This is a genomic window from Nocardia sp. 2TAF39 (genome assembly GCF_052114905.1).
Classification (GTDB): domain Bacteria; phylum Actinomycetota; class Actinomycetes; order Mycobacteriales; family Mycobacteriaceae; genus Nocardia.
This window is the reverse complement of the sequence record NZ_JBFRFQ010000073.1, coordinates 1-22976: the sequence shown is the minus strand read 5'-3', so window position 1 is coordinate 22976 and position 22976 is coordinate 1. Positions and strand designations below refer to the sequence as shown.

The window sequence follows — 22976 nt, the reverse complement described above, 5'->3', positions numbered from 1 at the left end:
TGCACTGGAGCAATGGTCCAACTGAGGGCACCGTGAACAAGGTCAAGGCCCTCAAAAGGCAGTGCTTCGGAAGGTCGAACCTGGACCTGCTCCGGAAGCGAATACTACTCAGCCACAACGAGTCCGGCTCGACTGCGGAAATTCTGCGGCCCCCGGAATGATCACGCTATCTGCGTCAGAACCACCGAGTCTGGCAAACGACAACGTGCGTTGGTCCGCACCCTCGCGTCCCCAACCCACCTGGGTTCCGTCGCACTAGATGTTCTCCGATTGCTGAACGGACGGTCGGTCACACCACCTCGACACATCGAACATGGAAGCCAGACCCGTCTCGGTGAGCGGCGTGCCGGGCTCGAGAGCGCCACTGGGCATCTCCCGAGCCGGATGCGCACGTGCTTCGGGCCGTCGATTCAGGGAGATGCTCAATAAGGATGTCAAGCCGCGATTGTGATCCTGGGTACGGCTGATGCTGCCTCCCAGAGCGCCGGCCAACGTGTGCGAGGCACTGTGGACGCGGTCCGAAAGCACCTGCCGGACGACCGGTTTTTGTTTCGTTACCGTCCGGACGCGGACGGTGAGGTGGACGGACTGCCGGGCCCCGAAGGCGCGTTCCTGGTTCGTCCCTCCCCTCGAATCGATGAGCCCCGGCAGCCCACCTTCTGCCCGAGCATCGTGCACAGTCCGATGGGCGCTGTGCCTGCGGGGATGCGCTGCTTGGGGGATCATGTATCGAGGTCTGTGGGTAGCTGATCGGCGGTCGTTCGACCGGAATCCGTGCGCCCGGCTCCGCAGGTCGACATGTGGGAAAGGTGTGCTGTGACAGGTATTTTGGCGGCGTCGGACTTTGATCCGCGCACGGATGAGTTCGACCCGGCGCGACCGGAGGTGATCAGAGATCCCTACCCGTGGTTCGACCGGCTCCGTACGCTGGACCCGGCTCATCGCGGTATCAACGATCTGCGATTTCTCACCAGGTTTGCTGATATCGATCAACTGCTGCGTGATCACCGGACCTTCGTACGCGGCGACTTCGCCGAGGTACTGGCTCGTAATTTCGGACAGAACAGCCTGAACGATGTGATGGGCCGGTTCATGTTCGCGCTTGACCCACCCGATCACACCCGGTTGCGGCGTCTGGTTGCGGGATCGTTCACCCGCGAGAAAGCTGAGCGGCTGCGACCGAGAATGCGGGAGTTGGCAGTCGGACTCCTCGACGAGGCTGTGGCCCGGGGCGGTGACACCTTTGATGTCATCTCGGAATTCGCCTACCCGCTGCCGTTGCAGGTGGTGTGCGAGATTCTCGGGGTGCCGCCGGAGGATCGGGAGATGCTGCGCTCGTGGACCAATGACATCACTCCGACCGTTGACTTCGTCATCTCGGATGAGGTTCGGGCGCGGGGTATCGAGGCGGCCGCGTTGTTCAAGGGCTACTTTCTCGCCCTGATCTCGTTGCGGCGCAGGCGCCGAGGTGAGGATCTGCTCAGTGAACTGCTGGACGCGGAGGAGCAGGGGGAGCGGCTCAGCGAGCGCGAACTCATCAGCCTTGCGGTGACGCTGCTCATCGCGGGGCACGAGAATGTCACCAACCTTGTGGGCAATGGACTGCTTGCGTTGTTACGGCATCCCGGAGAACTCGATGCGGTGCGCCGGGAGTCGGGGCGCGTCGCCGATGTCGTCACCGAGACGCTTCGGTACGACTCGCCGGTCACCTATGTTCCGCGGCAGACCGCGAAGGCGACTCGGTTGGGGGACGTGGACCTGGCCGCAGGCGAGTCGCTGGTCGCGCTGTTCGGTGCTGCCAACCGCGACCCCGAGAAGTTTCCGGACCCTGGGGTGTTTCGGTTGGATCGGTCGCACAATGCCGAGCATCTCGACTTCGGCCGCGGCATCACCTACTGCCTCGGCGCACCGTTCGCCATCGTGGAGAGCGAGGTTGCGTTCGAAACACTACTCGCACGAATAGGCGATTTCGGCCTGGCGATCGGAGAGGACGAACTGACCTGGCGGCCGACGATCTGGGCCCGAGGCCTCGACCGGCTCCCGATTACCGTTGCCGGTTGAGGGTGCAGGCCACGACAGTGTCGCCGGGGCGCGTATTCGAACAGTTTGGCCAGGCCGGTCGACGGTCACACCGGTCTTCTTGTCGACGTAGAATCCGCCCGTCGGGCAGTCCGGTGTTGGCGAGGGCGTCGAGCTGGCGCTCGAGGCCCTGCTTGGTGGTCGAGACTCGGGCGTAGCCGAGTTCGAGTCCGCCGGCCGGGTGTGCCGGTGCGCTCGCTATTCCCGAAATGTACCGGAATTCGTCAGCGTACGGGCCTTCCGGAACACTTTCGGTGGAACGACTTCCGGAACGAATGGCGTTGTGTTTCGCCCTGTTGGCCGATCGTCGGCGACTTGATCGGCGTGGCATCGGTCGTTCCACTTGCAAGGAAGTGGAACGAATCTGTGGCCGGAGCGCCACTGGACCCCACATGCCGGTATCTGGTTGGGCTACCTCAACGCCGCAGGTGCCCCAGTCCGGACGACGCGGCGGTGAACAGCACCGGACCGACAGGCCGGCTGCATCCCCGATCACGATGAACCAGACGTGGCCGTGATCGATCGGGCCGGGCGACAGCAGACCACGACCCAGTTCGACGACCGCCACCAGCGGCGCGTGACCCGCAATAACGCCGCTACAACTCGACGTCGTCGGTGCGTTCGCCACAGGTGGATACGTGTCGGGGCAACCCTGGCCGATCAGTGCATATCTGCGTCGCCAGGAAGTTCGAGATCTCATTCGCGACGACGTCGGGCATTTCAAGGGCACACAGGTGGCCGAGCTCGCTCAGGAGGACTGCCCGGCCCCCGGGGATGCGCCGCACGTCGTCGAGCTGCTTGGCTTGATCTACGACGACGTCCTTCCCGCCGAGGAGGTAGCAGGTCGGTACGCGTAGCTCAGGTAGCTCGTCGGCCTGGCTTGTCAGCGCACCGCCCGCCAGCCAGCCGTGCCACATCTGCTCGGTGACGGTCAGCATGCTGTTCGTCAGACTCGAGGTCTTCGAGGGATCCACCGAGATTGCTGCCACTCCTTGCGTGAGGGCCTCGACATTGCCATAGGCGGCATCGAAGCCGGCGATCACCTTGTCCCCGGCAGTCGTCCCCGCGGCGTTCCACGGAACGACGCCGACCAGCGCACGCACCTCGTCCGGGTGGTCGAGCGCGATACGCACCGCGATCGCACCACCAAGGGAATAGCCGACCAGGCAGTAGGAGTCGACGCCCGCGTCGTGGATCGCGTCGTGCAGGGTCGCGGCCAGCGTGGGCAGGCCCCCGTCCGCCGACACGCGCACGGACTGGCCATGTCCGGGCAAGTCGAAGACCAGGACGCGGAACCCGCTCAGGTGTCGCACCATTGCGGTCATGAGCTCAACCGAGGCGCCGAATCCCGGCAACACGACAAGTGTCATGGAGCCCTGACCGTGTTCCTCCCAGTACATCCCTGAGCTTGTGTGTGGCATCGCTTTCTCCTAGCTTCGGTGAAGTTTTCTTGTCGCTGACGTACACGGACGGTTTAGTTCGGTGACGGTGGGTAGTCCTCGACGGTCATGGAGTTGTGGAGGCGTGCGCTCTTGGTGGTGAGGCGGAGGAAGGCGCGGCTGGGCCCCGCGGGTAGGGCGGAAATCAGGCGGGCACCTTGGACCAGTCCCGATACGCCGAGGCGGGAGGTGGGGATCAGGGTCTTCGCCGCGCTCAGCGCGACCGCGTGGCTGCCGCGTACGTGCTGCGCCATCGCGCGCTCGTAGGCGGGGAAGGCGCGCTCGTGGTCGCCGCCAGCCCGCGCCAGCTCCCCGGCGAGGACATATGCGCCGACGACGGCCAGGCCGGTGCTGCCACCGACGGCCGGGCCGGGGCAGTAGCCCGCGTCGCCGACGAGCGTCACCCGCCCCCGCGACCAGGTGTCCATGCGGAGCTGGGTGATCGAGTCGAAGTAGAACGCCGGGGTGCGGTCGAGTTCGTCCAGCCACCGGTCCACATCGGCGTGCATGCCGCGGAATGCCCTGCGCAGCAGCTCTTTCTGCGACGGCAGATCACGGTGGTGGTAGTCGAGTTCGCGCTCGCTGCGGAACAGGAACAGCGCCCGCGCCTCGCCGAGGTGCCGCACGCCGTACATGCCGGCGGTGCGCCCGACGCCGACGTGAATGAGGAGCTCACCGTCGAGGCCGGAGGTGTTGGGCAGAGTCAGCACTCCCAGATAGGCCCCGGCGAAGGCGCTGAAGCGCGACTCGTCACCAAAGACCAAGCGGCGCACGGTGGAGTGCAGCCCGTCCGCGCCGACGACGAGGTCGAAGCGGCGCGACGCGGCCGTCTCGAACCGCACCTCGCCGTCGGGCGAGATCTCGGTGATCGAGTCGCCGAACAGATACTCGACGTCGTCGGACGCGGCGTCGTAGTAGATCTCACTCAGGTCGTCGCGCATGATCTCGACGTGCCGGTCGGAGGCAGCGCCGAAGATCTTGGAAAGCTCCACCCGGACCGGACGCCGTGCGCCCTCCGCATGGAGCGTCATCCGGTTCGCACCGGCGGCCCGCTCCTCGACGCGCGGGAGCACGCCCATCTTCTCCGAGATGTCCATAGCGGGCCGGAACAGATCGACCGTGTGGCCGCCGGTCTTGCGCAGAGTCGCCGCGCGCTCGACAACCGTGGCCGAAAAGCCGTGCCTGGTCAGCCAATACGCCAGCACCGGACCGGCAACGCTGGCGCCGGAGATGAGAATCCGCATGAGCAAGCCTCCTTACTAAGCTCGTACATCTTTGTGCTGTTACGAGGTCGGACTCTGGTACGCCAGCGGGCTGCTTCGCTGTGGGCGGCCAGGTGCGGCAGGCGGCGGCCCAGCCAGCGGGGTAGCCACCAGTTGGCCCGGCCGCACAGGCGCATCACAGCCGGTACGAGCACCGTCCGCACGACAAACGCGTCCAGCCCCACGGCGGCGGCGAAGCCGACGCCGAACTCGGCGATGTCGTTACTGAGCGCTGGGTACAGAACCAGCGAAGCTCAGGAGAAGCGTGGCGGTCCGCGACGGATCCTCGATCATGGGTGAGTGTCCAGCACCCGGCACTAGCTCGACTCTCGCGCCTGCAACGGCGCGGTATTGGTCGGCGGAGGAGGATGGAAACCTCTGGTCCTGCTCGCCGAAGATCACCAGCAGTGGTTTGCCGAGGCCCGTGAGCCGATCCGGGAGCGGACGCTGTTGCAGGTAGTCGTCGGACGCGTGCGATGTCGCGGTGAGCGCGTGGTAGGTCATGCCGCGGGTATCGTCGACTAGCTGCTGCGGGATCTTCTTGAAACCTGGCGCGAACGCGGAGCTCATACCCTGGCGGATGATTCCGTCGGTCCGAAGTCGCCACAGTAGTTGCCCCAGCACAGGGGTGAAGATGAGATTGCCGACGGCCCCGGAGGAGACGAATGCGTCCAGGCGGGGTCCGGTGTCGATGAGTGCTATCGCGGTCGCCAGGTCGCCTCGTTGCTCGGTGAGGGCTGTGGCGACGTAGCCGCCGGTGGAATGGCCGACCACGATGGCGTGCTTGACGCCGAGCTCGTCCAGTGCCTGGCCGACCCGGTGTGCTTGCAGTTCCATCGCGTAGACGTCGCCGGTCGGTTTAGCGGACCGGCCGTGCCCGAGCAGGTCGATCCCGATGACGCGATAGGACGTGGCCAACATCGGCACCACCTGATCCCACGAGCGCATTGAACTGCCGAGCCCGTGGATCAGTACGAGGGCCGGGGCATCGCGGGGGCCATCCTGGCTCACGTAGATGTTCCCGCCGTCAACAGGCAGGGTCGAGTTCCCGGTGGCTTCGACGTCCTGCCTATCTACCATCACCGTGTTTCCCAGGAGTAGCCCGATGATCGCGAGGAGGACTGCCGAGGCGACGATGCGGCGCCGTTGGCGTTTTGTCGTAGGTCTCGGGTGTGGTTGTGCAAGGGCTGGCATGATCCTGCATTCCTTTCGGTTCGGCTCCTCATCGTCCGGGTCTCATGCCGCCCAAGTCATCGGCCAGCCGCAGCGATTACGCATGGCGTTACCGCGCCATCCGGTGCGGCCTCCGGCTTCGCCTACTGCGTTCGCAGTAGTTCAGTCGCGGATGGCGAGGACGATTGCTTACAGTCCAGGTATGTGGGCGATTGCCTTGAGCAGGCTGATGGCCAGGCAACAGGTGCTGCTGCTTTCGGCGATCATGTCGATGGTGCTGTTCGCGGTGGTGACGATCCCCGCCGACATACGGCATGCGCTGAGTTCTCACCAGCCGCTGAACTGGGCGGTGTCCGTCGTGGCCTACGCGGCCCTGGTGATCCGCCGGCGGTTCCCGATCGGCACCGTGGCGGTCGCCGTCATCGGGTCGGTGGTGCTGATGGCGGACGGTATGGCCTACCCGCTGACCTTGCCGGCGGTCTTCTACGTGCTGTACTCGATCGCGCTGGATTCCGGTCTGGGCCGGACGCTCGCGGTCGGCGTCGCCGTCAAAGCGGTGCTGCTCACCGCCTCGCTCGTCACCCATCCCGGCATCACGGGCTTCGTCGTGCTGCTGTGGGCGGCCCTGGCAGTGACCACCGGCAGCGCCGCCCGCAGCCACCATGCCTACGTCGCCGAAGCCGGCGAGCGTGCCAGGCGCGCCGAGCAGGCCAAGGAGGATGAGGCGAAGTGCCGCGTTGCCGAGGAACGGCTGCGGATCGCCCGGGAACTGCACGACGCCGTCGGGCACCATGTCGCCCTGATCAACGTGCAGGCCGGCGCGCTGGCCTGCCTGCTCGATGACGAGGACCGGTCGCAGGCCAGGGAGTCGGTCGCGCACATCCAGCGGGCCAGCGAGGAAGCCCTCGAAGACCTGCGGCTGACCGTCGGGCTGCTGCGCGAGCCCGACCTGGAGTTGACGGAGCCGGCGGAGCCGGTGCCGGGACTTGACCAACTCGACGACCTGATCCGTTCATTCGCCGGCGCGGGCCTATGGGTCACCCGCGAGGTGACCGGCCAAGCCAGGCCGTTGCCCGAGGCGGTGGAGCTGACCGCCTACCGGGTCATACAGGAGTCGCTGACCAACACCCGCAAGCACACGGACTGCGATACTGCGGTGGTGCGGCTCGGGTACGCGCCTGCGGCGCTCAGACTGACGGTCGAGGACCAGGGAAAGGCGGTCACCCAAGGTGACCCTGGCACGCCTGAAGGGCACGGCATCGTGGGCATGCGAGAGCGAGTGGCTGCCCTGGGCGGACGACTGTCGGCAGGGCCGGAGCCCGACGGAGGTTACCGCGTCCTCGCCGAGCTTCCACTGCGAATCGAGGGCTCATGACCAGGACCGCGCCCGCCTCGCCGGCGTCCGCCATGGCACCGACCCGAGTGGTCCTCGCCGACGACCAAGAACTTATCCGCGCGGGCCTGCGGCTGGTGATCGACCGTGCGCCAGGGCTGGAGGTAGTGGGCGAAGCGGCCACCGGCCACGACGCCATCCAGGTCGCTCGCGAAGCACGTGCCGACGTCATTTTGATGGACATCCGGATGCCGGGCCTTGACGGGCTGGCCGCTACCCGGCGCATCGCCGCCGACGACAGCCTCAGTGGGGTGCGGGTGCTCATCCTGACGACATTCGAGATCGACGAGTACGTCTTCGAGGCCCTACGGTCAGGGGCCAGTGGGTTTCTTGGCAAGGGCGCGCGCCCCGACGCCCTGATCGACGCGATCCGTACGGTCGCCCGCGGCGACGCGCTGCTTTCGCCGTCCGCCACCAAGGGCCTCATCGCCAGGTTCCTCACATTGCACGACCAAGAGCCGGTCCGCCCTTCGCCGCTGCTTGCCACCCTCACCGAACGCGAGCGCGAGGTGGTTGCCCTGGTCGCCGACGGGATGTCCAACACGGACATCGCCCGCCAGCTCACGCTCAGCCCGCTCACCGTCAAGACCCATGCCAACCACGCCATGACCAAGCTCGGCGCACGCGACCGCGCGCAACTCGTCGTTCTCGCCTACCAGACCGGCCTGGCCCGCGCGCCACGTCTCCGGCCATGAACCACCGCGCCGCCGGAAGGACGGCCCCGAGCACCCCGCCCGGCACCGCCGCGGAACTAGCGCCGCCCGGAACCGGCGCCGCTCGGCGGCCAGCATCGACAGATCCAGGGTGTGAGCGTCCATATCGGGCAGGCAGACCAGCTTCTCGATCGCGGTCTTCACCGCACTAGAGGTCGCCTCCACCGCTGGTTTGATCAGCCACGCCAGCCGGGTCATCGTCAACCCCACATCGCACATCAGCAGCCGGTCCAGATCGCTGCGGCGCTCCTCGCGGCGGGCGGCGGTGTCGGACTCGCCGCCGACATCGTGCTGATGGCCCAAGAAGCCACCCTGCGCTTGGCCTACACAGCGGTCGGGCTGTCCCCGGACTGCGGATCCACCTGGCTGCTGGCACGCCGACTCGGCGAAGCCCGCGCCATCAGTTCGCCGGTCTTGCCGTAGTAGATGACGCTCACCCAAGGACTTGCCGTGGCCCACCCCCGCACCACCGCTCGGACGGTTGCAGCAGGTCCTGGAGGCGCTGGTGGATCCGGTTCGGCGCGCGGTGGTGTCCCCCAGTTGGCGCGGGCTGGTGAGGACAAGAGCTGCGGCACGTTCGAGGTGTCATTTCAGTGTGCTGCGTGAGGCGGGCGAGACCGCGCGCCAACAAAACCTGGATCGGTTGTGGGGTTCGGGCGATGAGAGTACACGAGGATGGTGCCGCTAATCGCACCAGATGGGCGGGCGCTTTGCTAGGAAGGCCGCCATGCCTTCGCGGGCGCCGGGAAGTTGGGCGGCGGCGGCCATGACTTCCAGTGCGAGGGCATAGGCATCTGCTTCGGGGCGATCGAGTTGCCGGTAGAGAGTATGTTTGCCGAGTGCCTTGCTGGCCCGGCTGCCCCGGGTAGCGCGGGCGAGCAACTCGCACACGGCGGTGTCCAGCTCGGCGTCCGGCACTGCTCGGTTGATCAGGCCCCACTGTTCGGCGGTACGGGCATCGATCGGGTCGCCAGTGAGGGCGAGTTCCATCAGTCGTTTACGGCCGACGGCGCGGGCCACCGGCACTGCGGGGGTGTGGCAGAACCAGCCACCCTTGCCTCCAGGGAGCGCGAAACAGGCCGATTCGGCGGCGACGGCCAGGTCGCATGAAGCAACCAGTTGGCAGCCGGCGGCCGTAGCTAGACCGTGCACGCGGGCGATCACCACCTGCGGCACCGACTGGATGGTCGACATGAGCTCGGTGCACAGTGTGAGCAGTTCCCGCACGCCGAGCAGGTCGCGCGCGGCGACGTCGGCGAAATCGTGTCCCGCGGAGAACACCGGACCGTGTGCCGCGAGCACTATCCCAGTGGCGTCGGTCTCGCCGGCGGCCCGGAACGAGGCGAGCAGTTCGGCCAGATGTTCGCCCGACAGCGCATTGCGCCGCTCCGGCCGGTTCATGGTGATGCGCACCGTGACGCTGTCCCGCGCGACCAACACATGCTGATACTCCAAGGCGCCCATAACTCCACCGTAGATCTCTACAGGCGATGCCGCTGGTGGCGGGCGATGGTGAGGTAGACGCCGTCTTGACAGTGGCTGGTTTAGTAGAGCACTGAGCCATCGCCTCAGCTGTCGACCTCAATTTCTACCTCGTCGGTGGCGGTGTCTCCGTTCGCTGAGGGGAAGGATTGCCGAGGAGCTGGCGGTTCAGCTCACGCATCCGACGGGGCAGATTCCTCGCCTTCCGCCGCTTCCCGTTCCCGGACCTCGGCGGGTTCGACTTACTCCTCGATTCGCCTGACGCCGTCGGCGAGGCGCTTGATCCTGGGGGCGATTTTCTAGAGGGGCCTGCGTGGAGCGTTCCCGCATACCGACTGTGAAACAATCACCCCCATCCGCTTCACGATCCGCATGGCGGGCCGGAACCGATCCACGGCATAGCAGTCAAACTTGCGTAGCGTCGGGGTGAGTTCGACGAAGGTGACGCCGACGCCGACGCCGAACCGGTTGCGCTGATAAGTGAGTACCAGGCCCGCGATGCTGGTCCCAGAGATCAGAACACGCATCGGCGCACCTCGATTGGTCGGACTCGGAGGCGGCGTTTGTCGGCGGCGCAGATTTGATCCTGTTTCTCCGCAATCGATTTCGTGGCTGAATCGGCCTTTTGGCGGAGGCGATCGTTGCCCACTGTGCTGGTTCGAGTTATATCGTCCCGGGCATGGGTGTTTTCGTCGGGCGGGTTCGCGAGTCCGAGCTGCTCGCCACTCGTCTCGACGAGGCCGGTTCCGGTAGCGGCCAGCTGGTCGTGATCACCGGGGAACCCGGGATCGGCAAGACCCGCCTCGCACAGGAGATCAGGGCGCGCGCCAATGCGGCCGGGGTCCCGGTCGCCTGGGGGCGAGCAAGCGACGATAATGGCAGCCCGCCGTACTGGATCTTCCGTCAGGCCGCCCGCGCGCTCGGCGGTGCGCTGCCGCCCGCGCTGACCGACGGGAGCGCCGAAAGCGATTCGGCCACCGCGCGATTCGCGGCGTTCGAGGCCTTCGCGCAGCGGCTGCGCGAGATCGCCGAGCCGCACGGGCTGCTCGTTGCGCTGGACGATCTGCAGTGGGCCGATGCCGCATCGCTGGCGCTGCTCGTGCACGTGGCCCGAGGTCTACCAGGATCCCGGCTGTTGCTGGTCGCGACCTACCGTGACACCGAGCTCGGCTGCCGGGCGGCGCTGACCGCCGCACTTGCCGCGCTCTCCCACGAGGCGGGCCATACCCGGGTTCGCCTGGCCGGACTGCCGCCTGCGGATGTGCGACGGCAGCTGGAACTCGCCACCGGTCACGACATTTCGGCCGAGGTCGCCGGCGCGGTGAGCCGCCGTACCGGCGGCAATCCATTCTTCGTCAATGAGATGGCTCCGCTCATAGGCGGCGACGCGAGCACGCTACCGGACGGCGCGCTCGACACCATCCGGGCGCGGCTCGCCCGGCTCAGCACACCGTGTCGCGAATTGATCTGCACCGCCGCCGCACTCGGCGACGAGCTGGATCCGCCTGCCCTCACCGCGGTGACCGATCATCCGGTCGAGCTCGTGCTGTGCGCGCTCGACGAAGCGGGGGCCGCGGGTCTGCTGACCCGCGCGGATACGTGGCGATTCCGGCACGACCTCATTCGCGAAGGCGCGCGATCCAGCTTGCCGACGGCGGCACGGGCGGTCGCCCACGCCCGGCTCGCGGCGTGGCTGAGCGACCGGTCCGATGCCCTCGACCGCGCGGGCGAAATCGCACATCACTGGTTGGCCTCGCTGCCCGTCGGCGAGTTGCGGAAGGCCGTCGAATGGGCGGAGCGGGCGGGTGACCGGGCGCTCGCGGGCCTGGCGTGGGAGCAGGCCGCCGACTTCTACCAGCGCGCCCTGCAGGTCGACGCGAAGCTGAACCCGGGTGACCGGGCTCGCTTGCTGCTGCGCCACGGCACCGCCCTCATCCACAACGGCGACATTCAAACCGCTGCAACGCTATTGGTCCGCTCCGCCGAGGTCGCCCGTGCGGCCGATGACCCGTCTGCGCTCGGCGCGGTCGCGCTGGCGATGGAAGGACTCTCCGACCCGTGGGACACGTTCACCGGCGAACAGCTGGCCGCCGAGGCCCTGGCCCGCCTGCCCTCGCAGGACAGTCCGCTCCGGGCGCGGCTGCTCGCACTGCAGGCCGGTGAGGCCGGATTCGCGGGCGGCGCCGACTGCGACCGGATCTCGGCTGAAGCGCTCGCCATGGCAGACCGGCTCGGCGGCGCCGACGTCCTGCGCTCGGCACTGCGTTCCCGGCAGATGGCCCGTTCGGGTCCGGACGGGGTGCGGGAACGGCTCGATCTGGCCGACCGCATGCTGGCCCTCGGCGCGGCCGAGCGGGATGACGACACCCTGCTCTGGGGCAGGTTGTGGCGCTTCGACGCACTGATGATGCTGGGACGGCTGGACGAGGCCGAAGCGGAGCTCGTCCCCATGCGGCAGCTCGCGCGACGGTTGCGGCGACCCCTCGCACACATGCACTACCTGCGCTGTACGGCGGCCACTGCGATTTCGCGGGGCCGGTTCGACGAGGCTGTCGCCGCCACCGTGAAGTGCTGCGCTTGATCGAGGGACGCACCCACGACTCGCTGGTCGGCAGCTCGGTCTTCGCGCTGATAGTCATTGACGGACTTACCGAGAGCGACCTCGTCTCGGCCGAGCAGTTCGAGGAAAACGAGCGCAGCGTACCAGGCTTTCTCGTGCCGGCCCATGGCGTGCACTGGGCCCAGCGCGGTGATATCGAGCGCGCTCGTCGCCTGTTCCGCAGCGCCCCGGATATCGACACGGTGCCGCCGCCGACACTACTGACCACCCTGGCGACAAGGTCCGAACTCGCGGCTATGTTCGACGATCCGGAGGTCGCTGCGGACCTGGCCGCCCGCCTGCGTCCACACGCCGACCTGTTCGTCACCGGCGGGGCCTCGACCCTGGTGAACTTCGGCTCAGCACGCACCTATCTCGGGATCGCCCTCGCCGTTGGCGGGCACCTCGATGACGCCGTGCGCGAACTCCGAAAAGGTATTGCCGCCAATGAGATCGCCCGTACGCCGCCCTACGCCGCACTGGCCGGATTCGAGCTGGCCCGAATCCTCGCCCGCCGTCGCCGTCCCGGCGATCTCGACGAGGCCGCGGCGCTGTGCGCGAGCGTCGGCACGGCCGCGGAGCAACTGGGCATGACGCCCCTGTACCGCCGCGCCGCCGAACTGGCGGCCACTATCCGCGGTGATCGGCCCAGCGGCTTGACTCGTCGCGAGGTCGAGGTTGCTGCGTACGTCGCACAGGGCCTCACCAACAGGCAGATCGCCACGCTGATGCACATTTCCCAGCGCACGGTCGAAAGTCACGTCCAGCACACCCTCACCAAGCTCGGATTCAGCAACCGCACTCAGGTCGCCGCCTGGGCGGCGGAACAGCGTTGAACATCCGTACCGTCTCTGCGTGAAAGTACGGATTCTCCTCTCGGGCGGTTCGGACACCATCGATCGCAGCGAAGCACCCACGCGTCGCCGCAGCCGAATCCCGAGGGGACAACAATGAACTCGACTTCCACGCCTCGCCGCCTTGCGTCGATGGCAGCCGCCATGCTCGCCTTCGCCGCACTCGGTACAAACATCTGCGCTGCCCCGGCATCCGCCGCACCGGAGAGCAAGCCACCCTTCACCTGGAACCACGACATCAAACGCGGCGACTGCACCCTCTTTCACGGCGCCAGCTGGGTAATCAACTCCGACGGGACCGCCAACTTCGACGGCATCGTGACCAGCGGATCCAATAACGACGCCTGGCTCATGTGGGTGGATTTGAAGGACAGCAACCATGCGGTGCTGGGCAGACTGCGCAACGTCGACTTCGTCGATCCGGCCGACCAAGACAATTTCGTTCACAATCTGCCCGACAAGAACAGCACCTACCACTGGCGCGCCAAGGGCGAATTCGACCGCAGCCTGTACCCACTGATCGCGCATCTCGGTCTGCGATCGCATTGCTGAACCGTGGACCGAAGGTCAGCGTCTTGCGCCCTCGCGAGGTGATGCGTGGGGGCGCCCACAGCAAGGTTCCACCCGTGCTGGTCGATCCCACCCGGCTACAGGTCTTCAACCCGAAGACTGTGGTCCGGTCCAAGCGGCGCGCACTCGTCGAGGTCGGTGGCCCTGGGGGGATCGATCACACCGGATCTAGACGGATCCAGAAAAGCTACCCGAACAACGAGAACCGATGCCGCCCACCCCGCTTCTCACGCGGATCGGGACCGACTCGAGCACCTCCAGCAGATCAGGCCTCTGCTCGTCACCGACTGCGCTCACCGCGTCGAGGTGGCGCGAAAGCATGGCGATGGGAGACGATGACACAGCGGGCACGGTGAGGGCTCCGAAGATCAGGATCGTGTGGGAACCTTCTGGTCGACGGTCCCGCTGCGCCTGCCCCGAAAACCACCCTCCATCGACGTATCGAACCAGCGAAACCAAAGGTCACACAACACAATCCCGACTTTGCCCGCGCTAGTTTGTCGGTGTAATGAGTCCGGACCGCTGCCGCGGGCCGGTTCCAACAGGACGGAAGACAGAGGTAGATGCCGGAAACGAACTATTCGACCGATCGCCACCTGGTCGGACGCGCCATTGCCGACATCACCGGAGAAGCGGCCGAGGTCGGCATGCTCGGCTACGGCAAGGCCGATCAGAAGACCGCCGGAATACACATCCGGTTGCGCGCCCGCGCTTTCGTCTTCGCGGACCCGATCCTCGATCGGCGGGTGCTGCTGGTCGTGACCGACCTGCCCCTGATCTTCTCCAGCATCACCCAGGAGGTGTTGCGCCGCCTGGCTCAGCGCTTCGGCGACACCTACACCGAGTCCAACGTGATGCTCACCGCAACTCACACCCACTGCGGGCCCGGCGGTTATTCGCATCACCGGTTGTACAACAGCTCGATCGGGTTCCGCCCCAAGACCTTCGCGGCGATCGTCGACGGCATCATCGAGGCGGTCGAGCGGGCACACGAGGATCTCGCACCGGCCACCTTGCGTGTGATCCACGGCGAGCTGCGCGAGGCCAGCGTCAATCGCTCCCGTGCGGCATTCGACCGAAATCCGCAGGAGGACAAGGATTTCTTCCCCGACGCCATCGACTCCCAGACGACCCTACTGCGGATCGATCGCGAGGGCGAACCGGTCGGCGCCATCAACTGGTTCGCCTCGCACGGCACGTCGATGACCAACCGAAACACGCTGATCAGCGGCGACAACAAAGGATACGCAGCCTATCATTGGGAGCGCGTGGTCGAGGACGTGGACTACCTGGCGGACCCGGATCCCGACTTCGTCGCGGCCTTCGCGCAGACCAACGCCGGTGATATGTCGCCCAACCTGGACGGCAGGCCCGGTCACGGCCCTACCGATGACGAGTTCGAGAACACTCGGATCCTCGGCCTGCGCCAATACGAGGCCGCGGCGAAACTCGCCGCAGGGTACATGCCTCGAATGGCCGGCAGCATCGATTACCGCTTCGTACATGTCGATCTGTCCGCGGTGACCGTGTCCGCGGAGTTCACCGGAGACGGGCGCGAGCACCGCACCGGCCGACCTGCCGGGGGTGCGGCCGCCTTCGCCGGCGCCGGGTTCGACGGACCCACCCATTGGAAGACCTTTCACGAAGGCCGTAATCCGGGCTGGGATCTGCTGTCGCGGTTGGCGTACCGGTTCGCGCCCGCACTGCGGGATGTGCAGGCGCCCAAGGCGATCGTCGCTCCGGGCGGACTGCTCAATCGGTTCAGGCCGTACGTACAAGAGATCGTTCCGGTGCAACTCATCCAGATCGGCGAGCTGTATCTGCTCGGTATTCCGGGCGAGGTGACGATCACCGCCGGCCTGCGGTTGCGCCGCACGGTGGCGGCCATCCTCGGCGCCGAGCTGGCCAACGTCCTGGTCGCTGGATACAGCAACGCCTATATCCATTACGTCACGACTCCTGAGGAGTACGACGCACAGCACTACGAGGGCGCGAGCACCTTGTTCGGTCGATGGGAGCTGCCGGCCCTGCAGCAGATCGCGGCGCAGCTCGCGACCGCGATGCACGACGGCAGCACGGTACCGTCCGGTACCGCGGCGCCCGATCTGTCGGAACTGCAGCGACCGGCGAAAGCAATACCGCCGCCGGACTTTCCGCCGGTGGGACGGCACTTCGGCGACGTACTCACCGATCCGGCACCGGCGTATCGCGCCGGGGAGGGGGTGAGCGTCGAATTCGCCGGCACGCACCCCAACCACGACCTGCATCGCGGCAGCACTTATCTCATGGTGCAGCGGCGCGACGGGGAGCGCTGGCGAACGATCGCCGACGACGGCGACTGGACGACCACCTTCAGCTGGTCGCGTGGCCCCGCCCAGAGCTCGCGAGTCACTATCGTCTGGCACAGCCCCGCCGACGCAACACCCGGCAGCTATCGGATCCGGTACTTCGGCGACGCCGTGAATCTCGGCGGCGACCGCGTCCCCTTCAGCGGCACCTCACCCGAGTTCCGGATCCACGACGAGGATCACGGCAAATGATCACACCCACAGGCATTTGCCTTCACCCTGGCCGCACGGATCTACCCCGACCAACCTGCCCACAACGCACTCATCGGCAATGACACCTTCGAGCAGACAAAACTACGAGTGGGTGCCCGTGGCCCGCGATCGACCGGTTGGGCAACCACCCGCCGCCGGGGCCCATACGCCTACAAAGGGCTACTGTTATGCCTCGAGCTTGAATCTATACGCCAAGGCCCGCTTTCAGGGTAGGCCAGGATTTGGGCAGTGCGGTCTTCCAGTACGGCCACGAGTGGACGCCGATGGCGGCCCAGTCGGTTGAAACGTCGGCACCAGAGAGTCCCATGGCGGTCCCGGTGGCGCCGGTGCAGTCATGGGAGACATGTTCGATCTCGCTCGCCCGGAACGGGTCATCGGGCCACGACCAGTTTCCGTCGAACAGGGAATCATCGAGGCCTGGCACGCCGGTGCCGACGTACAGGTGGACTGGTTTGCCGCGCAGCGCGTCGAGGTGTTTCATCGGGTCGTGCGCGTCCCACTCCGGATTGCCCGCGGTACCCCACATGTTGTCCGGGTTTCCGCCTTTCGCTTCGACCACGGGGCGCACCGAGAGTTGCCCGATACCGTCAGCAGAGTAGCAACCGCTGAAGGCTGCCAGGGCTCGGAACATGTCGGGGTGTCGCACGGCGAGAATGGCCGCCGCTCCCGCTCCCATCGACAGCCCGCCAACGGCGTAGGTCCCGTTGCCTTTCAACTCGCGATCGATCAACGGCGGCAGCTCCTCGGTGAGGAAGGTCTCCCACTTCTGGTGTCCGAGTACGGGATCGTCTTTCAACCAGTCGGAGTAGTACGTTCCTCCACCGCCCACCGGCATCACCACATTGACCGGCTTGTCGGCGAAGAACTCCTTGGCACCTCCACGTAGGGTCCAGGTGCTGTTCGGCTGGGATTCCTTCGCCCCGTTTCCGTCCAGCAGCAGCACCGTCGGCCGGGATTTCGACTGATTCGCCGGCACCAGCACGTCGAGGTGAACGGTCCGCTTCATCGCAGGGGAGCGGATATACATCTGCCATTGCTGCCCATCGCGGTCGATCCGCTCGACGACGGCCGCCGCGTTCGCCTGCGGGGTCGCGATGAACATCGGTGCGACAGCGACCACTGCGGCTGCTGCGACGGATCCCATGCGCCGGTACCCCCGGCGTCCTCGCAACACCGACATGCGCAAAACCATGGTACGAACCTCATCCACGTATGGCCTCCACCGGAGGCCGTGACTGTTTCCCGTCGACAATGCCATGAAACTCGTTGATCGTCGCGCCAGGGCAACGCGATGCACTCATCGACTAGCTATAGATACCAAGTCGGCTGCTTCGGGCCGTGGTCGAGTTCCTACGGCGGGATGACGGGGGCGATCATCGCCGATCGCCTCGGCCCCGCCAGCTCGACAAAGGGCGAGTCTCTGCACGCACTGCGCCGCGACCTGCTGTACGCGCGTGAGGGCATGGTCCGGGCCCGCCACCTCGAGGCGCAGACCGAACAAGTATGGTGCCTGACCCCGGAAAACAACGCTGTAATCGCTTGGACGACAGAGTATTACGGGCTCGCGGCGGAAGAGATTTGCGGCGGAGGCCGCCGCGTCGACGACGACGTGTCTCGCCCACATCTCCCCGCGCACAACGAGAGTATCAATTTCTTCGGCGCCATCGAGGTCGATATCGACGCCGAACACTCCTAACTCGGACCTACTGGCTACCAGCCTTTCCGCGTCCGCGACACCCTGTTCCAACCACGCTCGGCGCGACTGCCGCCGCCCACGCCTGTCCCGTAGCCGACGAGCGAGCATCTTCAGGGTCCCGGCCTCGGAGACAAGGCGGCGGCACGGTGCAACACGTCATGTAGCTCCGCATCGGCAGGCTTGTCTCCGAAGGACATTCGGTAGACCGGTACGTTGTCCACTGATCTGCGGCGTCTCGGGCTTCCACATCAGACCGGCCGTTCTTCGAGCACTTTCGCGAGGGCCGAGGCAATGAGGGCCACGGCCCGATCATCGTCATGGGCCAGTTGCTGCAGGGTATTGAGCGCGATGGTTCCCGGCATCTCGGCGAGTGCCTGGGTCAGTCGTATCCGCACCGCCGAATCCGCTGTGTGGGCGGCGAGTTCATCGACCATCGCACTCATGATCCGGTCTGCCCACTCTGCGTCGTATGCCAAGTTGCCCAGTATCTCGGCTGCCTCGACATCGTTCGGGCCTTCGACCACTGTGCCGACGAGTGTCGGCACAGCTCGGGTCACACCCCGCGCGCCCAGTGCGAGAGCAGCATGTCTGCGGATCGTCGAGTCGGTATCCTCGAGCGCGTCCGTGAGCACCGCGGTCGCCTCGTCGCCGGGCAGCTCGGCGAGCGCCAGGACCGCGCGCCGCCGGATGTCGACGTTCTCCGAGCTCATGGCGGGTATCAGGCTTGCCACACCATCACCGCCGGCCCTCGCGAGGGCCCACCGCAGGGCGCCGGCAACGTTCGGATCGGATTCGATGAGGACGGCCTCCGCCAGCAGCTCGGCGGGCATCGGCAGGTCCTCGGCCGGGGCCAGGACGGCTTGCTGCCGCCGCGCGGCACTCGGCGATGCGAGTCCGTGCAGGAGCTCGACGATGCGCGCGACCTCCTGCCAGCTGGCGGGCTCGGCCGTAACGACCGTACGGAGCCGCTCGAGTAGCTCCTGCTCCCGGTTCAGTCGTTCCTCGGTTTTCCGGATGAGGTCGCCGACCAGTACGGACGGGGTGAATCCGGGATCGTCCAGAGCGGATCCGATCTGGCGCAGTGACAGTCCCAGGGATCGCAGCCCCTCCACATGGAAGATCCGCCGGATGTCTTCGGCAGCGTATTCCCGGTAGCCACCCACTGTGCGGCCGGTGGGTCGTACCAGCCCGAGGGAGTCGTAGTGCCTGAGCATCCGGGCGCTCACCCCCGAGCGGCGCGCCACCTCACCGATCAGCACGCAGTCGCCTCCTCCTGGTCCGGACCGAGCGCGACGACCCGTCGTGCCTCATCGACGGCGAGGTCGAATCCGGCATCCGGGTCGTGCAGCAGCCGCTGCGTGGCGCTCGCATGCGCACGCACCGTCGGGTTGTGACTTGCCATCGCCGCCTGCAGGATCGGCTCGATCACGTCGCCGAGCGCGACGAGGGCACGGCTGAGACTCAGCCGTACGTCCCGGTCACCGCGGCCGAATTGCGCGGCCAGTTCCGCGGCCAGCCCTTCCTTCTCCCTATCGGGCGCGAGAACGACGGCAGCGCGCCACGCACTCCGCGCGACCTCGTCGTCGGAATCGTGCAGCAACGACCGCGTGATTGCAGGCCACGCGTTCTTGTCCCCGATCTTCGACAGCGTATGCAATGCCTGGCTCCGGGCCTGTGCGCGTCCGGAACGAAGTTCCGCGCGCAGTTTCGGAACCGCAATCTCCGATGGGAGGCGGGTCAGCGCCCACGTGAGCATGTCGCGCACGAAGAAGTCCGGCTCGATCGCGCACCGTTCCACGAGCACATCGACGAAACCGGGTACGGGATGCGTACCGATTGCCAGGGCCGCCTTCAGCCGCGTCGACGAGTTCCCAGCGGCCAACGCTTCGAGCAGCCACATATCCTGTGAATTCCTGTGTGTCGAATTGATGGGGACCACCTCCGACAGCTAGTGAAGGCCTTCTCACAGTGACAATGTCAAGTTCACGGGCAGCTCGGTTGTGTACGGGCGGTCACTGACCATCGGGAGAGCCGGGATCGCTGGTCCTTAAGGGCGAGCTGGCTTGTGTCGGGCAACCGACCTTGCGCTCGATAAGCGGCATTATCGTGCGTTCTCGTAGCGAGGAGCCGGACTGCGCCAACTGTGGGTTGGGTGAACAGGATCGGTTGTGCGTTTCGCGGTGAGTTGACCATCGCGCTAGTTGGCCCGCAAGACCGCTACGTGAACATCAGTCCATGAGGGGATACGGATGTTGCCCGTGCGGCAGCGGCGGAGTCGGCATGTCGTACCTCTCTGGCATAGTGCTCGACCATGAGTTGGAAGCCGTGGTTGTCACGCTGGAGTCAGGAGTGGATTCGCAGCCGCGAACCCGGCCAGGAGAATCCGGAGATCCTGCGCGACGGCTGGCTCGGGTTCGTCCCGGCGACCGAGGACGCGGTCGCGGCGGCCGAGGTGCGGATCGGGCGGACGCTGCCGCCGTCTTACCGCGAATTCCTGCTGACGACCGACGGCTGGCGGCACGCCGGGAATTTCGTCGGTCGCATGCGGGACACTTCCGACATCGGCTGGTTGCGTGACATCGAACCGTTCTGGGAAGCGGACTGGAAAGACCTCTGCTACGAGGATCCAGCCCCCGAGAACGGCAATCCACTGGGCCGCGGACTGCTGATCTCGCGCGAGGCTGACGCCGGGATCCTGTTCCTCGATCCGGGTGATGTCGACGCGGCCGGAGAATGGGCCGCCTACAAACTGTTCGCCTGGGGTGAAGGCCCCACACGGTCCCCGTCGTTCGCCGCGCTGATGGAAGACCTCTACGCGTCGTTCCACAGCCTCGACCATCCCGAGGGCGAGACCAACAACAGCTGGGACGTCACGGTCGAGCAGGCCCGCCGCGCCGCGCTCGCGGGTGGGGTGGACGCGGCGGCGCAAGCGCTGGAGCAGGCCGAGAAGTTCGGCCGTGACCGCGCCACCGTGCTGCGAACACAACTACAGCTGTTCCTCGCACGCGACAGCATGTACACCAGGGAGTCGCTGCGCCGGTGGGTGGGTTCGGCACCGGAATCCGCGGATTTTCGCGACGATCCGCTGTTCACCGCGGAACTGCTGCCGGTACTGTTCGCCGACCACATCGCGAACGCGCACCCAAACCAGAGCACGGTCCTGCAATCGGCGATGTACGACGATCGGACACATCTCGTCATCGGCGAATATCAGGCCAGGCTGCGGCGCTACGGTCCCTCCCTCGATTTCGGGAATCCGGAATTCGATGCCCTGATCCGGCAGGCGCTGCGCGAGCATGCCAACGATTCGGACGCGCTGTGGGAAGCGGTGCGCGCGGCGCTGGTGCGGTGGCGGCCACGTACACCCGACCACATCGCGCCGATCGTGCTACTGGCCGACCCGATCCTGGCCGAGACGCTCAACCCCGAGCGCGGCCGCGCACTGCTGTCCCAACCGAGAGGGTGACCGACATGGAATTCCCGAGTCGTCACGATGTGGCGATGGCGTTGGTCATCGATGCCTGCGGTGACCCCCACGACTTTCCCGACGGCGATGTCCTGGTGGCAACGGAAGCCGAGACCGACGAGTCCGGGCACACCGTCAACATTAGCCGGATCGCCTGCCGGGCCTGCGGAATGATCAAGGTGTCCAGGTGGCGGGAACCCGGCCCCACCGAACAGGCGCGAGGTTTCATGGTGCTGGGCCAATACGAGTACCCCGAGCCGGGAGACGTCCCCGGCATCGTTGACCGCGCGCGGCGGATCACCGACGCGGAGTACGCGAAATACCTTGCCGCACACGGCTTCGGCGACATTCCCTCCTACTACGCTCCGGATCGGCGCGCGACCACCGAACGGTACGATTTTGTGCTGCGCATCCGCGCCGGTCAGTTCTTCCTGCTCGAACGGCCGAGCAAGATCGGCGAAATCCTCCCGATACCACCGTATGCCACCTCCACCGATCTGATCGACGCCGTCCCCGGCGCGGCCCTGTGCTGGGCGCCCGTCTACGACGGCGAGATCGCGGTAACCGTTGTCACGGCGCCCGAAGACCCCGGCCCCGACCGCTCCTACCCGCGCATCGCCGAGTTGAGCTGCAGATTCCACACCGGCGCCGTCTACCTGTGTGAACTCACGGGCTGCAACCACGAACTGCCGCCGCTGCCCGCGGGCTACGGCGACTACCGGCTGCGCTTGCATACGAGTGATTCCGGTTGCCTGCTGCAGATTTGGAGTCAGCCCTACACGAAACCCCTGGTCCACCCGGCGACGTGACTGCTCCCGATCGAACGCTCATCGCTGATGGCTTCGGTTCCACACCTACCCTGAGTGCCGCAGAATGACGGCCCTCAGTCTGCCCCCGGAGCAGGCGCACTCAATTCGGCATTACCGCGCGTTCCGAGCAATCGATTCTCGGGTTGAAGTCCGTGCGCTGCCAGCATCGGTACTCACGAACATCATCGAATCGGTCGGCGTGGCGGGACTTGGGATGGGTCATCTCGCGTAGTCCGCGCCAGGTGGGTGTGCATAGTCGGTCAGCGACCGGTGCGGGATGGACGTTGGCTCAGTCGGTTTCGCCAGAGCGAGTGCACACCCATTCGACGGGGACGCACTTGCGTATGAGGGGCAGGGCGTTGATCAGTTGGGTAACTGATAGGTCTGGTTCGGATACGAGGTAGTGCGCGAACAGTCGCGCGTGATCGCAATCGGAAACCTCTGCGGGTTCAGCGCGACATTCGGCCCTAGCAGTGCTGTGGTCGGTGGTGACGAACCGCTCGCGCAATGCGTTGTTCGTGATGAGCATCGAGATGTCCCGCACGCCGAGATCGGCGATGAGCTGCCAAGAAGTCTGCCCGGGGCCGACGCGTTGTTCCACGAGGCGCCGCAGCACTTCACGAGCAGCATGACGGCGTGATTCTGGGATATTCCACTGCGGATCCGATTCAGTGTCGTCCATAGCACCTCCACGGGGGCATGACGGGGAGACCTGTGCGGTCAGTGACCGTCTGTCAATGGCCATTTGTGGGTCGCCGCTGGTGGCCGGGTGAAGTCCCCACCCTCTTGCAGGGGGTGGGGTGTTAGGTCAGGGGCGTTCACCTCGCTTGGTGCGGTTTTTCATGCGGTAGGAGTCGCCGTCGGTGATGACGACTGTGCA

21 protein-coding genes and 1 pseudogene are annotated in these 22976 nt (G+C 66.3%); 12 read left to right on the top strand and 10 right to left on the bottom strand.

Annotation, left to right across the window (positions count from 1 at the left end; translation table 11 throughout):
• Window positions 1-161, top strand: a 161-nt coding sequence (locus AB4Z47_RS29215; RefSeq protein WP_441955685.1) for a transposase, incomplete at its 5' end; no start/stop codon positions are given.
• Window positions 162-816: 655 nt separating this feature from the next.
• A complete protein-coding gene (locus AB4Z47_RS29210) occupies window positions 817-2061 on the top strand; it encodes a cytochrome P450 (protein ID WP_441955679.1) in 1245 nt (414 codons plus the stop codon).
• Between the two features lie 614 nt (window positions 2062-2675).
• Here AB4Z47_RS29210 and AB4Z47_RS29205 read toward each other — a convergent pair.
• Genes AB4Z47_RS29205 through AB4Z47_RS29190 form a run of 4 tightly spaced genes read right to left on the bottom strand, consistent with a single transcriptional unit; the run spans window position 2676 to window position 5860 of the window.
• Complete coding sequence (locus AB4Z47_RS29205) at window positions 2676-3500, bottom strand: alpha/beta fold hydrolase (protein WP_441955677.1); 825 nt, start codon at window positions 3498-3500, stop codon at window positions 2676-2678.
• A gap of 53 nt (window positions 3501-3553) precedes the next feature.
• Window positions 3554-4762, bottom strand: coding sequence for an FAD-dependent monooxygenase (locus AB4Z47_RS29200; RefSeq protein ID WP_441955675.1), 1209 nt, complete (start codon window positions 4760-4762; stop codon window positions 3554-3556).
• A complete protein-coding gene (locus tag AB4Z47_RS29195; RefSeq protein WP_441955683.1) occupies window positions 4705-4998 on the bottom strand; it encodes an MMPL family transporter in 294 nt (97 codons plus the stop codon). The genes AB4Z47_RS29200 and AB4Z47_RS29195 overlap by 58 nt, the downstream gene beginning before the upstream one ends.
• A gap of 4 nt (window positions 4999-5002) precedes the next feature.
• Entirely contained in the window at window positions 5003-5860 is an 858-nt protein-coding gene (locus AB4Z47_RS29190) for an alpha/beta fold hydrolase (protein WP_441955681.1), read from the bottom strand.
• A gap of 295 nt (window positions 5861-6155) precedes the next feature.
• Here AB4Z47_RS29190 and AB4Z47_RS29185 point away from each other — a divergent pair, with 295 nt between their 5' ends.
• The 3 genes from AB4Z47_RS29185 to AB4Z47_RS29175 all read left to right on the top strand — a co-directional run bounded on the left by AB4Z47_RS29185 (window position 6156) and on the right by AB4Z47_RS29175 (window position 8482).
• The gene (locus tag AB4Z47_RS29185; RefSeq protein WP_441955673.1) at window positions 6156-7328 is read left to right on the top strand and encodes a sensor histidine kinase; all 1173 of its coding nucleotides are present in this window, start codon (window positions 6156-6158) and stop codon (window positions 7326-7328) included.
• Window positions 7325-8041 carry a response regulator gene (locus AB4Z47_RS29180; RefSeq protein ID WP_441955671.1) on the top strand — a complete coding sequence of 239 codons (717 nt, stop codon included), beginning with the start codon at window positions 7325-7327 and terminating at the stop codon, window positions 8039-8041. Before AB4Z47_RS29185 ends, AB4Z47_RS29180 begins: the two co-directional genes overlap by 4 nt.
• A 111-nt stretch (window positions 8042-8152) precedes the next feature.
• Window positions 8153-8482: an enoyl-CoA hydratase-related protein gene (locus tag AB4Z47_RS29175; protein WP_441955669.1), complete on the top strand. Its 330-nt coding sequence runs from the start codon at window positions 8153-8155 to the stop codon at window positions 8480-8482.
• 261 nt (window positions 8483-8743) lie between these two features.
• On the opposite strand, the gene AB4Z47_RS29170 is transcribed toward AB4Z47_RS29175, so the two are convergent.
• Both AB4Z47_RS29170 and AB4Z47_RS29165 read right to left on the bottom strand, forming a co-directional pair.
• Window positions 8744-9523, bottom strand: a complete 780-nt coding sequence (locus tag AB4Z47_RS29170) for an enoyl-CoA hydratase-related protein (protein ID WP_441955667.1) — start codon at window positions 9521-9523, stop codon at window positions 8744-8746.
• A gap of 317 nt (window positions 9524-9840) precedes the next feature.
• Entirely contained in the window at window positions 9841-10068 is a 228-nt protein-coding gene (locus tag AB4Z47_RS29165) for a hypothetical protein (protein WP_441955666.1), read from the bottom strand.
• A gap of 152 nt (window positions 10069-10220) precedes the next feature.
• Here AB4Z47_RS29165 and AB4Z47_RS29160 point away from each other — a divergent pair, with 152 nt between their 5' ends.
• From AB4Z47_RS29160 to AB4Z47_RS29145, 4 genes are all read left to right on the top strand, one after another.
• On the top strand, window positions 10221-12122 hold the full coding sequence (locus tag AB4Z47_RS29160; RefSeq protein WP_441955665.1) for an ATP-binding protein: 1902 nt from the start codon (window positions 10221-10223) through the stop codon (window positions 12120-12122).
• Entirely contained in the window at window positions 12119-12976 is an 858-nt protein-coding gene (locus tag AB4Z47_RS29155; protein WP_441955664.1) for a helix-turn-helix transcriptional regulator, read from the top strand. Before AB4Z47_RS29160 ends, AB4Z47_RS29155 begins: the two co-directional genes overlap by 4 nt.
• 162 nt (window positions 12977-13138) lie before the next feature.
• Window positions 13139-13546: a DUF6294 family protein gene (locus AB4Z47_RS29150; RefSeq protein ID WP_441955662.1), complete on the top strand. Its 408-nt coding sequence runs from the start codon at window positions 13139-13141 to the stop codon at window positions 13544-13546.
• A 581-nt stretch (window positions 13547-14127) separates the two neighbouring features.
• Window positions 14128-16104 (top strand): neutral/alkaline ceramidase, encoded by a 1977-nt coding sequence (locus tag AB4Z47_RS29145; protein ID WP_441955660.1) that lies wholly within the window; start codon window positions 14128-14130, stop codon window positions 16102-16104.
• A gap of 205 nt (window positions 16105-16309) precedes the next feature.
• Here AB4Z47_RS29145 and AB4Z47_RS29140 read toward each other — a convergent pair whose 3' ends face one another.
• The gene (locus AB4Z47_RS29140) at window positions 16310-17269 is read right to left on the bottom strand and encodes an alpha/beta hydrolase (RefSeq protein ID WP_441955658.1); all 960 of its coding nucleotides are present in this window, start codon (window positions 17267-17269) and stop codon (window positions 16310-16312) included.
• A 264-nt stretch (window positions 17270-17533) separates the two neighbouring features.
• Here AB4Z47_RS29140 and AB4Z47_RS29135 point away from each other — a divergent pair.
• Window positions 17534-17821: pseudogene (locus tag AB4Z47_RS29135) on the top strand (Tn3 family transposase); the annotation flags it as partial.
• 248 nt (window positions 17822-18069) lie between these two features.
• On the opposite strand, the gene AB4Z47_RS29130 reads toward AB4Z47_RS29135, so the two are convergent.
• Entirely contained in the window at window positions 18070-19080 is a 1011-nt protein-coding gene (locus AB4Z47_RS29130) for a HEAT repeat domain-containing protein (protein WP_441955656.1), read from the bottom strand.
• Window positions 19074-19721 (bottom strand): HEAT repeat domain-containing protein, encoded by a 648-nt coding sequence (locus AB4Z47_RS29125; protein ID WP_441955654.1) that lies wholly within the window; start codon window positions 19719-19721, stop codon window positions 19074-19076. Before AB4Z47_RS29125 ends, AB4Z47_RS29130 begins: the two co-directional genes overlap by 7 nt.
• A 411-nt stretch (window positions 19722-20132) precedes the next feature.
• Here AB4Z47_RS29125 and AB4Z47_RS29120 point away from each other — a divergent pair, with 411 nt between their 5' ends.
• On the top strand, window positions 20133-21287 hold the full coding sequence (locus AB4Z47_RS29120; RefSeq protein WP_441955652.1) for an SMI1/KNR4 family protein: 1155 nt from the start codon (window positions 20133-20135) through the stop codon (window positions 21285-21287).
• Window positions 21288-21292: 5 nt separating this feature from the next.
• The gene (locus tag AB4Z47_RS29115) at window positions 21293-22096 is read left to right on the top strand and encodes a hypothetical protein (protein ID WP_441955650.1); all 804 of its coding nucleotides are present in this window, start codon (window positions 21293-21295) and stop codon (window positions 22094-22096) included.
• A gap of 289 nt (window positions 22097-22385) precedes the next feature.
• Here AB4Z47_RS29115 and AB4Z47_RS29110 read toward each other — a convergent pair whose 3' ends face one another.
• Window positions 22386-22778, bottom strand: a complete 393-nt coding sequence (locus AB4Z47_RS29110; protein WP_441955648.1) for a hypothetical protein — start codon at window positions 22776-22778, stop codon at window positions 22386-22388.
• Window positions 22779-22976 lie beyond the last annotated feature (198 nt).